Source organism: Curtobacterium poinsettiae (assembly GCF_047226435.1).
Classification (GTDB): Bacteria; Actinomycetota; Actinomycetes; order Actinomycetales; family Microbacteriaceae; genus Curtobacterium; species Curtobacterium poinsettiae.
The window spans coordinates 1,800,374-1,812,445 of the sequence record NZ_CP178434.1 but is presented as its reverse complement, the minus strand read 5'-3'; the positions used below and the strand labels follow the sequence as shown (position 1 = coordinate 1,812,445).

Here is a 12,072-nt window from a genome sequence, read left to right as displayed (position 1 = left end):
TACCTCATCACAAGGGGGAACGGCCGGTTCCGGCGATGTCCACAGCGGGCACACCGAGTTCGTGCGACAGGAACCGCCACATCCACGACAGGGCGACCGTGTTGGTGAGGCCAGGCACGCCCTGGGCGATCTGCGTCGCGACGCCGTCGCTGTACGCGGCGAGCTGCAGCGCGACGGTGTCGGCGTCGACCGGGTCGGCGCTGCCCGTGCTGTCGCGCGCGCCCCCGAACACGCCGGCGTCCACCCCGCGCCGGATGACCCGCACCAGGCAGGCCTCCCAGACGCGGATCCGTTCGGCGTACTCGGCGGCGACCTCGGGCCGACGCACCACCGCGGTCCAGTAGTCGGACCAGATCCGCCAGTGCTGCCGGACCTGCTCGGTGTCGCCGAACAGCGGCGCCACGAGCATCCGGAGTCCCACCAGCACGTCGGGTTCGGCGTCGACGGCCGTGACGATCGCGCCGTAGAAGCGCTCCGTCTCGAGCACCACGACCTCGTTGAGGATCTCCGCCACACTGCCGAAGTGGTACGTCACGGTGCCGACCGAGACCCCTGCCTCGGCCGCGATGTCCCGGAGTCCCGTGGCACCGACGCCGTTCCGGACGATCACCGCGCGGGCGGCCTCGACGATCATCGCGCGTCGGACCTCCGGCCGCTGCCGGACCCGTGCTGCCGCGGTCACGCCGAGGTCCTCGGCACGTCGTCGACGAAGGTGCGCTCGGTGACGAGCACCTCGGGTTCGTCGGGTCCGCCGTCGCGGGCCCAGGCGCGCACGGCGTTGACGACGTGGAAGGCGTCGGCGTCGGCGGTGACCTCGGACGTGGTCTCGAGGCGCGCGGCCCACGCGGGCTTCATCAGCCCGATCGCCCAGCGGGAACTCGCCCGTGCGCTGGTCGGGTCGTCGGAGCGGATCCGGTAGGTCTCACGGGCGTCCTCGGTGAACACCAGGCCGTCCGGGTAGACGCGCCCGCCGCCGTACCCGGGGTCGACGTCGAGCGTCCACTCCCCCGTCTCCACGTCGTGCGTCACCGTGCGCTGCGGCAGCGGATCGGCGGGGGCGACGCGCTCGATCACCAGGGGCTCGGACCGTTCGGGCTCGGCGAAGGCCACGCCGTCGTCGGTCGTCCGGGTCCAGGTGGGCAGGGTGACGCTCGAGGCGGTCGGGTCGATCGTCACCGTGGCCTCGACGCCGTGCGGCCACACCCACGGCCAGTAGGACGACGAGACGGCGATGCGCAGCCGGTGTCCGGCGGCGAACCGGTGGCCGGTCGAGACCAGGCGCACGGGCAGCTCGGCCGGCGTCCCGGGCACGAGCACGTCGTCGCGGTCCATGCCGTCGCGTTTCGCGGCGTTCAGCACCCCGCGGGTGACGAGCGTCGACGAGCCGTCCGGGGCGACGTCGCAGAGCCGGACGGTCAGGGTGGCCCGGGGCTGGTCGCTCGTGACCGACAACCGCACGAGCACGTTGCCGAGCAGGTCGAACGCCTTGCCGACGGGCAGGTCGAACGTGACCGACCGGCCGTCCTCGGCGCGCTGGTCCGGCGGCAGGTCGGTGGCGTTGCCGAACGGGAAGAACCGGCCTGCGTCCATCCCGGTGTGCTGCGGGGACCGCACGACGACGGGCCCGAGGTCCCCGCCCCGGAGTGCGGCGAGGGGCAGGACGCGCTCGTGGGTCGCGGCGGAGGGCCATGCCTCGGCACCGATCCAGCGACCGCGGCGACCGGCGTAGTACGGCGCGGGGGCCTCGCCCTCGTTGATCCAGGCCCGCAGCGCGGGGTCGTCCTCGACACCGGTGTCCACCCCGAGCAGCCAGCGGTCCCACCAGCGCAGGGTCTCCTGCAGGAACCCGATCGACGGACCCGGCGCCAGCCCACGGTCCGGGTACTGGTGCGACCACGGGCCGACGATGCCCTTCACGGGGGCGCTGACGTGGTCGACGAGCCGGAGCACGGCGTCCCGGTAGGGGTCCGCCCAGCCACCGACGGCGAGCACCGCGGCGCGGATGCCGTCGTAGTCCTCGGCCGCGCTGCCGTGCCGCCAGTAGTCGTCGCGCTCCTGGTGCGCCAGCCACACCGGCGTCATCGGTCGGTTCGCCTCGAGCCGTTCCCGCCAGCGGTCGACCCAGCCGGAGCCGACGACCTCGGGCCGGGGCGGGCGAGAGTTGAAGGCGAACATCGTCGCACCCCAGGCCGCCATGTCGATGCCGAGCACGGCGCCGCCGACGTAGTGCACGTCGTTGTCGTACCGGTCGTCGGTCGAGCAGACGGTCACGATGGCTTTGAGCGCGGCGGGTGCCCGGGCCGCGAGCTGCAGCGCGTTGAAGCCGCCCCACGAGATGCCGAACATGCCGACCGCACCGGTCGACCAGGGTTGCTCAGCGAGCCACGCGATCACGGACTCGCCGTCGAGCAGCTCCTGCTCGCTGTACTCGTCGTCGAAGAACCCGTCGGACGAGCCGGTCCCGCGGATGTCCACGCGGACCGAGGCGTACCCGTGCTGGGCGTACCAGGGGTGCCGCTCCGAGTCGCGCGGCGCGGTCCAGTCGTCGAGCCGGTACGGCAGGTACTCGAGCAGCACCGGGGTCGGGTCGCTCGGCGCCCCGGGCTGCGACTGCGCCGGCGCCCAGATCCGGGCGTGCAGCCGCACGCCGTCGGGCATCGGGATCCACTCGTCGCGGACCGTCACGCCCGCGGGCAGCGAGCCGGGGTCGCCGATGGCGGTGAAGGTGGCGGCGGCGGTGCCGTGGTGGGTGCCGTCGTCGGTGGTCATGCGTCCTCCCAGTTGCGGGTGCGGTGTCCGTCGCCGTGGTCGGTCCAGCCGTCGGCGTGCCGCCAGCGCGGCACGCCGTCACCGACGTCGGGCAGGGTCGTGCTGCCGGGTTCGAGCGTCGCCGCGAGCAACGTCGACGTGTACGGGTGGTTCGGGCCGGTGAACACCCGCTCGGTCGGTCCGATCTCGACGATCCGGCCACCGGTCATCACCGCGACCCGGTCCGCCACGCCCCGCACCACGGCGAGGTCGTGGCTGATGAACAGGCAGGCGAGGCCCCGCTCGCGCTGCAGGTCGGCCAGCAGCGCGAGGATCCCCGCCTGCACCTGCACGTCGAGCGCGGTGGTGATCTCGTCGGCGATCACGAGCGACGGCTCCGCTGCCAGTGCGCGCGCGATCCCGACGCGCTGCCGCTGCCCGCCGGACAGCTGCGCGGGCAGTCGGTCGGCGAACTCCGGCCCGAGCCCGACCTGCGTCAGGAGCGTCCCGACCCGCTCTCGAGAGGACGAGCCGCTGAACAACCGGAGTGGCCGTGCGATCGCGGCGCCCACGGTGCGCCGCGGGTTGAGCGACGTGTCCGCGTTCTGGAACACGAGCTGCACCGCGCGCCGCAGGTCGGCCGTACGACCGGCGATCGGCACGCGCAGGTCGCCGTGGGTCGTGCCGTCGTCGTAGGTGAAGGTCCCCGACTCGGCGGGCACCAGCCCGGCCAGCGCCGTTGCCAGTGTCGACTTGCCGCTGCCGGACTCGCCGACGACGGCGAGCGTCTCGTGCGCGGCGATCGTGAACGAGACGCCGTCGACGGCGGCCGGCAGGCCGCGGCCGTAGCGGATCACCAGGTCGTCCGCGGTCACCACGGGGCGGGCTGCACGCTCGGGAGGCGCGGTGCGGGTCGCCGTGGAGCCGACCGTCCCCGGGACGGTCGCGTCGTCGGGCACGTGGCCCGCTCCTCCCGGCCGTCGCCCGTCCGGCACCGCGGCCAGCAGGGCGCGCGTGTAGTCGTGCTGCGGCGCGGCGAAGAGCGCCGCCGTGGCGGCGTGCTCGACGACCTCGCCGTCGCGCATCACGGCGATCTCGTCCGCCATGGCGGACACGACCCCGAGGTCGTGGCTGACGAGCAGGACGGCCATGCCGAGCTGCTCGCCGAGGTCGGCGACCAGGTCGAGGACCGCAGCCTGCGTGACGACGTCGAGGGCGGTGGTCGGTTCGTCGAGGACGAGCACGCGCGGCCGGGCGGCGACGGCCATCGCGATGGCGATGCGCTGCTGCTGCCCACCGGACAGCTGGTGCGGGTACCGGCGGACGATCGCGTCGGGGTCCGGCAGCCGGACCAGCCGGACCAGCTCGGCGACGCGTTCGGGCCCGTCGGGCTCGCCGTGCGCGCGGAGGGCTTCGCGGATCTGCTCCCCGACGCGCATCGACGGGGTGAGCGCCTGGCCGGCGTTCTGGGCGACGACCGAGGCGGTGCCGCCGCGGAGCGCCCGGCGGCCGGCCGGCGACAGGGCGAACACGTCGGCGCCGTCGACGCGGACCGTCCCGCCGTCGATCGCCGACCCGGCCCGCAGGTGCGCGAGCAGCGTCCGCGCGACGGTGGACTTGCCGCTGCCGGACTCGCCGACCAGGCCCAGGGTGCGACCGGCCTCGATCACGAACGAGACTCCCCGGACGACGGAGACGCGTCGCTTGCCGGCGGCGTACGAGATGGACAGGTCGTCCACGCGGACGATCGCGTCGGGCACGGTCGCTGTCGCTGCGGACGTCGAACCGGTGTCGGTGCGGGTCATGCGCTGACTCCCTGCTTGGCGCGGTCGACACCGAGCGACTTGCTCAGGCCGTCGGCCGCGAGGTTCAGTCCGATCACCAGCGTGGCGAGTGCCACGATCGGGGCGAGGGTGCCGAGCGGCACCACGGTGAGCGCGGTGCGGTTCTCCTGCACCATCAGGCCCCAGTCCGGGGTCGGGGGGTTCGCGCCGAAGCCCAGGAAGGACAGCGACGCGACGAGCAGCACGATCCACGAGGCCCGCATCGCGTACTCGACGAGCACGACGTCGAGCACGTTCGGCAGGATCTCGCGGAACACGATCGACAGCGATCGCTCGCCCCGGGCACGTGCCGCGGTGACGTAGTCCTGGGTGATCACGGTGCGGGCGGCGCCGCGGACGACCCGGGTCACCGCGGGGGCGTAGACGACGGTGACGGCGAGGACGATGACCCACAGGCCGGCGTCGAACACCGTGACGACGACCAGGAGCGCCAGGATCGACGGCACACTGAGCAGGGCGTCGACGACGCGCATGACGACCTCGTCGAACCAGTTGTCGGCGTACGCCGTGACGCAGCCGAGCACGGTGCCGACCGCGACGGCGATCGTGGTGGCGAGGAACGTCACCGACAGCGCGTACCGGCCGCCGTTCAGGGTGCGGGAGAGCACGTCGCGCCCGTACTGGTCGGTGCCGAGCCAGTGCGTCCACGTCGGACCGGCGAGCACGTCGCCGGCGTTCGTGGCGACCGGGTCGTGCCCGGCGATGACCGGTGCGAGCAGGGCGAGGACGACGTGCAGGGCGATGAGGCCGAGCCCGATGCTCAGCGCCGTCGACCCGCGCAGGGGTGCGAGCGCGCCGGCGAGGACGTCGCGTCCGGTGCGGCGGCGGGGTGCGGTGGCGGTCATGCGGCGGCCTTCCTGGTGCTGCGGGCGCTGCGGGTGCGCGTGCGCGGGCGCCGCTGGCGGGTCCGCAGCTTCGGGTCGAGTGCGAGCGCGACGAGGTCGGCGGCCAGGTTGCACACGACGTAGATCAGGGCGCTCAGCAGGGCGATCGCCTCGATCGTGGGCAGGTCGCGGTTGAACACCGACTCGAGCATGAGCTTGCCCATGCCCGGGTAGTTGAAGACGTTCTCGACCACCACGACACCGCCGAGCAGCCACGCGACGTTGAGCGCGACGACGTTGAGTGTCGGCAGCAGGGCGCTCGGCACCGCGTGCTTCCAGACCACTCGGCGCATGGTCAGGCCCTTGAGCTCGGCCGTCGTGACGAACTCCGACGCCATCACGTCGATGGTCGACGAGCGGGCCGTCCGCACGATGTAGGCGGCCATCGCGAGCGTCAGCACGATGATCGGCAGCCAGATCGTGGGCAGCAGCTCGGCGACGGTGGCGTCGCTCCCCCGCAGCACGACGGCGGGGAAGACCGGCAGGCCGATCGCGAACAGCAGCACCAGGACGGTGGCGACCATGAACTCCGGCACGCTCATCACGACCAGGCTGACGATCGAGATGACCCTGTCGCTCGGACGGCCGCGGCGGACACCGGCGACGACACCGAGCGTCAGGGACACCGTGACGCCGACGAGCATCGCGGGCACGGCGATGAGCATGCTGTTCCGGAACGCCGTGAACAGGGTCGGGGCGACCGGTTCGCCGCTGACGAGCGAGGTGCCGAAGTCGCCGTGCACGGCGCCGCCGAGCCACTGCAGGTAGCGGAGCCAGACGTTCTGGTCGAGGCCGAGCGTCTCGCGGAGTTGCTTGACGGCGTCGGGGGTGGCGTTCTGGCCGAGCAGCTGCTGGGCGACGTCACCGGGGAGGGCCTGCACCGCCAGGAACACGAAGAGCGAGGCGAGCACCACGGTCAGCAGGGCGATGCCGACGCGGCGGAGGACGGGGACGAGGACGTCCGACGGTGTGTTCGTGGTCGTCATCGGCGCAGTCCGATCCGCAGGTAGTCGAACTCGAAGCCGTACTCCGAGTAGTTCACGACGTCGCGGGACAACCCCACGAGCCGGTCGCCGAACATCGGCGTCATGTCCGCTCCCTGCTCGACGACGAGCCGCTGGGCGTCCTGGTACAGGGTGAGCCGCTTGGCGTTGTCCATCTCGGCTCGGGCGTCGTCGAGCAGCCCGTCGAAGGTCTCGTTCGACCACGCGCTCTCGTTGTACGACGAGCCCGAGCGGAAGATCTGGTTGAGCAGCTGGTCGATCGGCCGCCCCGTGAACCAGTAGCTCACCATGAGCGGCTTCTGCATCCAGATCTGCGTGTAGTACGAGTCGGAGCTCGCGTTGCGGACGGTCAGGCGGATGCCCGCGTCGGCGACAGCGTCGCGGTAGGCCACGGCCATCGGGGTGAACACCGACTCGTAGCTCGACGTGTAGATCTCGGCGCGGAAGTCCGCACGCCCGGCCTGCTTGAGCAGCGCCCGGGCCTTGTCCGGGTCGTACTCGCGGTGGTCGTCGACGAACGCGGCGAGCTGCGGCGGCACGGGGTTGTCCCAGCCCGCCGAACCGGTCCCCTGCAGCGCGGTGTCGACGATCTTCCGGGGGTCGTAGGCGAGCTTCATCGCCTGCCGCACCCGTGGGTCGCGGAACTCGTCGCTCGTGGCGAGCATCGGGATCGTGTACCACTGGGCGTTCTTCGACCGGGCGACGGTGGCCCGGCCGGACGCCGACACCACCCGGGCGGTCGCGAAGTCCAGGTTCGTCTGCGAGATGAGGTCGATCTGCCCGGCGAGCAGGGCGTTCACCCGCGCCGTGGTGTCCTGGATCGAGTAGAAGTCGATGCCGTCGAGTGCCGGGCGGCCGGCGAAGTGGTCCGCGAAGGCCTCGACGCTGCCCGCGCCGGCCGGGGTGAAGGACGACAGCCGGAACGGCCCCGTCCCGATCCCGGTGCGGCCGATGTCGGCGACGGCGTCTGCCGGCACGATGTAGCACTGGTACGCGGTGAGCAGCGAGGGGAACTCGGCGTTCGGCTTCGTCAGCGAGAAGCGGAGCGTGTACGGGTCGACGGCGCGCATCGAGTCGGCGTCCATGACCTCGCCGAGCACCCCGGCCTGCGGGCTGCCGGTCTTCTCGTCGAGGATGTGCCGGATGCTCGCGATGGCGTCGTCGGCGGTGAACCGGGACCCGTCGTGGAAGACCACGCCCCGGCGGAGCGCGAAGGTCCACTCGGTGCCGTCGGCGTTCGCGGACCACTCCTCGGCCAGGTCCGGCACCGGTGTGCCCTGCTGGTCGAGCTTGACGAGCCGGTTGTACAGCGCACCGAGGTACTCGTAGGCCGACAGCGAGCTGGCGGAGTCGAGGGTCTCGGCGGCCGAGGCCGCCGGCCGGGCGATGCGCAGGCGCCCGCCGCGGCGTGCGACACCGGTGGCTGCGGTCTCGGGGATCGTGGGGGTGCCGGCGGACGCGCCGGAGCTGCACCCGGCGAGCGTGAGCAGGCCGAGGCCGGCCAGACCGGCGGCGCCGGTGATGAGCGCCCGACGGCTCGGACCGTGGGCTCCTCGGGGTTCGGGGACGATGGGCTGCATTCGGGGTGACCCCTCCTGTAATCGTTCCGGTGAACGATAGAGGTCCCCGGCCGATCCCCCAAGCCCGCTCCCGGCGGTCGACGCGGGACCAGGGGCGCCGGGAACGGCGGACCGGTGCGGATCCGCCCCCGAGGACGACCGTTCCGTGCACGGGTGGAACGTTTACCAACCCGTTACACGGCGCGCTCCGGCACGCGGCATGATCGGGAACGCACCGACGTCCCCGAGGAGGACCATGGCCACGTTCACCCGCGGGTTCGGCGGTCGCCGTGCCGACCGCGACGACACCCGCATCCCGCCCGGGCAGACCCTGGTCCGTGACTGGCCCGTCCTGTCCGCCGGCGCGACGCCCGACATCGAGCCGACCGACTGGGCCTTCTCGATCCGCACCGAGTCCGGCCTGCACCAGTGGACCTGGGACGAGGTGCACGCGCTCGGCGTCGAGGACGTCACCGTCGACATCCACTGCGTCACGCACTGGACCAAGCTCGACATGCCGTGGCGGGGCGTCCCGCTGGACCGCCTGTTCGCGGAGGTCGAGACCGAACTCGACTACTGCATGGTGCACAGCCACGGCGGCTACACGACCAACGTGCCGCTCGACGAGCTGCTCGACGGCAAGTCCTGGATCGCGTTCGAGGCCGACGGTGCGCCCCTGACGCCCGAGCACGGCGGGCCGGCCCGCCTGCTGGTCCCCCACCTGTACTTCTGGAAGAGCGCCAAGTGGGTACGCGGCATCGTCATGCAGTCCGACGACGAGCCCGGCTTCTGGGAGAACGCGGGCTACAACCTGCACGGCGACCCGTGGAAGGAAGAGCGGTACTGGTGACGCTCCCCGACACCGGCCTGGAGGCACGGATCACCCCCGCCACGCGACCCGCCGCACGCAGGCGGCCGGCCTGGCACGCCGCCACCGTCGCGTCCGTCGTCCGCGAGACGACGAACGCGCGCCGGATCGTCCTCGACGTCCCCACCTGGCCGGGCAACGACCCCGGGCAGCACCTGGACCTGCGGCTGACCGCCGAGGACGGCTACCAGGCCCAGCGCTCGTACTCCATCGCGTCGGCCGGCCCCACGACCGATGTCGTGCTCGCGGTCGACCGCGTGGACGGCGGCGAGGTCTCCCCGTTCCTCGTCGACGCCGTCGAGGTCGGCGACGCGCTCGATGTCCACGGACCCCTGGGCGGCTGGTTCGTCTGGCGGCCGGGCGAGTCCACCAGGCCCGTGCAGCTCATCGCCGGCGGCTCCGGCATCGTGCCGCTCGTCGCGATGGTGACCGCCCACGCCGAGGCGGACGACCCGGCGCCCTTCCGGCTCCTCGCAGCCGTCCGCACACCGGACGACGTGTTCTTCCGCACGGAACTCGACCAGGCGCTCACGAGCCGGGCACCGCTCGAGGTGACCCACGTCTACAGCCGCAGCGCGCCTCCAGGCTCGACCGTGCCGGCCGGACGGCTGACGCGGGACGCGCTCGCTGCGGCGGTGTTCCCGCCGGACGCGGGTGCCCTGGTCTACGTGTGCGGGTCGACGCCGTTCGTCGAGCAGGTGCTGCGCTGGCTCACCGAGCTCGGGCACGACACCGGTGACGTCCGCGCCGAACGGTTCGGGGGCAACTGATGGTCGTCGTGGACGGCAACGCGCTGGCGGGGATGCTGGCCGACAGTCTGGGGCCCGAGCCGACCGTGGTCGCCCTGCGCTGCGCCGGGTGCGGGTCGCTCGGGGTGCTCGGGCAGACCACCGTCCACCGCACCGCGATGGGGGCGGTGGCGCGCTGCCGCGGGTGCGACGCGGTGCTCGTCACGGTCGTCGAGTCCGGTGCCCGGCGGTGGGTGGGGTTGCCCGGTGCTCGCACGATGTCGGCGTCGCTACCGGACGGCATCGAGTAGCACAAGGCTCGCGCGGCGGGTCGTGCGGGGTTCTTGCGGGTTCCCGCAACCCTGGATCCGGTCCCCACCCGAACGGGGGTCGGCTCCGGATACATCCTCGGAACTGCGCCGGGCCACCCACCCGGTGCGTGCCGGTGGGGGCAGGGTCGCCTCCGCGCCCGGTGGGCGCGGGTGCCCGAAGCCTGCGCCCACTGGGCCCCCACGCCTTCGGCCACGGTGATCCCGCCCGCCTTCGGTGCTGCGCCGCCCCGCGACGACGGAACCCCCGCCGCTCTTCCGAGCGACGGGGGTTCCGGTCTTCCTGTTCTGAGCGGATGACGAGATTCGAACTCGCGACCCTCACCTTGGCAAGGTGATGCGCTACCACTGCGCCACATCCGCATTCCACACGCCGTGCTGGCCGTGCGGAGATGACTCTACCCGATGACGGGCGGCATCACCGGTTCCACCCTGGTTCCCGGCGTGTCCGGCGCGGCGCGGGCGGTCCGTCAGGTCGACGGAGTTCGATCAGACCATGAGCTACGTGCACGACAACCCGGGCGGGACCGAGGCCCACGGCGTCGACCTGGTCGACGGCGACGCCCCCGCCATCCGGATCCTGGTGCACGGCGACCTGCCGACCACGATCGAGCACGAGGGCCGCACCTGGCTCGCCACGGGTGACGCCCACGACGCCGGCACCGACGACACCCCGCCGATCGCGATCTACCGCCCGGTCTGAACCGACCCAGGGCGGCCCGGTCAGTGACCGCGGACGTCGCCCGTCAGGATCGCGTGCTCGACACCCGCTGACAGCTCGTCGTGCAGGGCGTCCGCGAAGAACTCGCCGGCACCCAGGCTGATGAGGTGCGCGACCGCGGCCTCCGCCGCCGGGAACCCGGGCTCCCACTCGTCGTGCAGGAACGCGCGGACGTGTCCGGACTCGTGCACGACGACCACGCCAATGTGCTCGTGCCGGGTCCCGTCCTCGAGTACGGCGTCGAAGACGATGGGTTCGGTGTCCTCGCCGAGTTCCTCGAGCAGGACGGTGCCGGTGCCCGGCCACTCCGTCCGGTACGGCGGCAGGTCGGGGGCGTGCAGGTGCCCGGCGAGCTCGTCCGACGCCGACTCGATGTGCCCGGTGGACAGGTACTCGTCGACGACGTCGTGGATGCGGGCGTGCAGGTCCGGCTCGTACTGCCACCAGCGCTGGTGCACGGTGCGGAGCCACTCCTGGGTCGCGGGGTCGGCCGATGCCGAGATCCCCACGAGCTGCGGTGCGGTGCCCGGCGAACCGACGACCTCGAGCTGTTCGTCGTGGGTCTCGACCGTGATCGACCCCGTGGTCTCGTCGGGGTGCACGCCGTGGACGTCCTCGGGCGCGGCGGCCCAGATGCTGGCGGGGAGCTTCGGTGGCAGGTCGAAGGGCACCGCGATCGCCGGCTGCGTCATCGCATGGTCGATGGCGTCGCCGAGGTGCACCTCGTCCGCCCGGGACCCCATCACGATGCCCCCGGCCGGTGGCACCAGCGACAGGCGTTCCAGGTCGTCCGGCGCCGCGTTCATCGACGTGAACACCACGGTGTCCGCCCACTGGACGAACGCACCGGCCGACCGGTCGTCCTCGCCGAACGGCACGTCCCACGCCGTCGGGTCGGCGAGCACCCACGATGCGGTGCGGCCGGCCGGTCCGTGGCGGACGGCGTCGACGATCGCCGGCACCAGTCCGGGCAGCTGCCGGTACGCCGGGCGGACCGTGAGCCGGTCGACGGCGAGCAGGTCGGGCTTGCCGAGCATCTCGGCTGCGTGGGTCTGCAGCGAGAAGAACGTCTCCCCCGTCGCGTCCTGCGCAGCGACGGCAGAGGCGAACGCCCCGGCGACGTCGGAGACCTGGTAGCCGAGCACCAGCGCCTCGAGCGACTCCGGCGCCCGGCTCGTGAACGCGGTGACCTCGGCGACGGAGACCGCCTCGGTCTCGTCGTCGTCGGTGATCGGGACGCGGACGTCGATCACCCACCGGTCGACGTCCTGCCCGGGGTAGGCGTCACCGTCCTCGTCCGAGATCGTGATGTGCACCACGCGCAGGGAACCGTCCCAGGCGTCGTGGACGTGCTGGGCGATGGCGGCATCGGGGTCGTCGTTCACGG

11 protein-coding genes and 1 tRNA gene are annotated in these 12,072 nt (G+C 72.7%); 4 read left to right on the top strand and 8 right to left on the bottom strand.

All coding sequences use genetic code 11. The features are described from left to right. Positions 1-7 precede the first annotated feature (7 nt). From ACL00U_RS08630 to ACL00U_RS08605, 6 genes are read right to left on the bottom strand one after another with little or no spacing between them, the layout of a single operon-like run. Complete coding sequence (locus tag ACL00U_RS08630; RefSeq protein WP_071250759.1) at positions 8-682, bottom strand: TetR/AcrR family transcriptional regulator; 675 nt, start codon at positions 680-682, stop codon at positions 8-10. After that, complete coding sequence (locus ACL00U_RS08625) at positions 679-2,769, bottom strand: CocE/NonD family hydrolase (protein ID WP_412873291.1); 2,091 nt, start codon at positions 2,767-2,769, stop codon at positions 679-681. Before ACL00U_RS08625 ends, ACL00U_RS08630 begins: the two co-directional genes overlap by 4 nt. Beyond that, positions 2,766-4,553: a dipeptide ABC transporter ATP-binding protein gene (locus ACL00U_RS08620; RefSeq protein WP_412873290.1), complete on the bottom strand. Its 1,788-nt coding sequence runs from the start codon at positions 4,551-4,553 to the stop codon at positions 2,766-2,768. Before ACL00U_RS08620 ends, ACL00U_RS08625 begins: the two co-directional genes overlap by 4 nt. Then, the gene (locus ACL00U_RS08615; RefSeq protein ID WP_017887397.1) at positions 4,550-5,437 is read right to left on the bottom strand and encodes an ABC transporter permease; all 888 of its coding nucleotides are present in this window, start codon (positions 5,435-5,437) and stop codon (positions 4,550-4,552) included. The genes ACL00U_RS08620 and ACL00U_RS08615 overlap by 4 nt, the downstream gene beginning before the upstream one ends. Next, on the bottom strand, positions 5,434-6,462 hold the full coding sequence (locus tag ACL00U_RS08610) for an ABC transporter permease (protein WP_159556298.1): 1,029 nt from the start codon (positions 6,460-6,462) through the stop codon (positions 5,434-5,436). Before ACL00U_RS08610 ends, ACL00U_RS08615 begins: the two co-directional genes overlap by 4 nt. Continuing rightward, a complete protein-coding gene (locus ACL00U_RS08605; RefSeq protein WP_412873289.1) occupies positions 6,459-8,060 on the bottom strand; it encodes an ABC transporter substrate-binding protein in 1,602 nt (533 codons plus the stop codon). The genes ACL00U_RS08610 and ACL00U_RS08605 overlap by 4 nt, the downstream gene beginning before the upstream one ends. A gap of 235 nt (positions 8,061-8,295) precedes the next feature. Between ACL00U_RS08605 and ACL00U_RS08600 the strand changes: the two genes are divergently transcribed. From ACL00U_RS08600 to ACL00U_RS08590, 3 genes are read left to right on the top strand one after another with little or no spacing between them, the layout of a single operon-like run. Continuing rightward, positions 8,296-8,889: a molybdopterin-dependent oxidoreductase gene (locus ACL00U_RS08600; RefSeq protein WP_262159823.1), complete on the top strand. Its 594-nt coding sequence runs from the start codon at positions 8,296-8,298 to the stop codon at positions 8,887-8,889. Beyond that, positions 8,886-9,677 carry a ferredoxin reductase gene (locus ACL00U_RS08595; protein ID WP_262159825.1) on the top strand — a complete coding sequence of 264 codons (792 nt, stop codon included), beginning with the start codon at positions 8,886-8,888 and terminating at the stop codon, positions 9,675-9,677. The genes ACL00U_RS08600 and ACL00U_RS08595 overlap by 4 nt, the downstream gene beginning before the upstream one ends. Then, positions 9,677-9,946 (top strand): DUF6510 family protein, encoded by a 270-nt coding sequence (locus ACL00U_RS08590; protein ID WP_412873288.1) that lies wholly within the window; start codon positions 9,677-9,679, stop codon positions 9,944-9,946. The genes ACL00U_RS08595 and ACL00U_RS08590 overlap by 1 nt, the downstream gene beginning before the upstream one ends. A gap of 309 nt (positions 9,947-10,255) precedes the next feature. On the opposite strand, the gene ACL00U_RS08585 is transcribed toward ACL00U_RS08590, so the two are convergent. Further along, positions 10,256-10,327, bottom strand: a tRNA-Gly gene (locus ACL00U_RS08585). A 133-nt stretch (positions 10,328-10,460) separates the two neighbouring features. Here ACL00U_RS08585 and ACL00U_RS08580 point away from each other — a divergent pair. Beyond that, positions 10,461-10,667, top strand: a complete 207-nt coding sequence (locus ACL00U_RS08580) for a hypothetical protein (protein WP_017887403.1) — start codon at positions 10,461-10,463, stop codon at positions 10,665-10,667. A 20-nt stretch (positions 10,668-10,687) separates the two neighbouring features. On the opposite strand, the gene ACL00U_RS08575 is transcribed toward ACL00U_RS08580, so the two are convergent. After that, complete coding sequence (locus tag ACL00U_RS08575) at positions 10,688-12,070, bottom strand: hypothetical protein (protein WP_412873287.1); 1,383 nt, start codon at positions 12,068-12,070, stop codon at positions 10,688-10,690. Between the last annotated feature and the right edge of the window lie 2 nt (positions 12,071-12,072).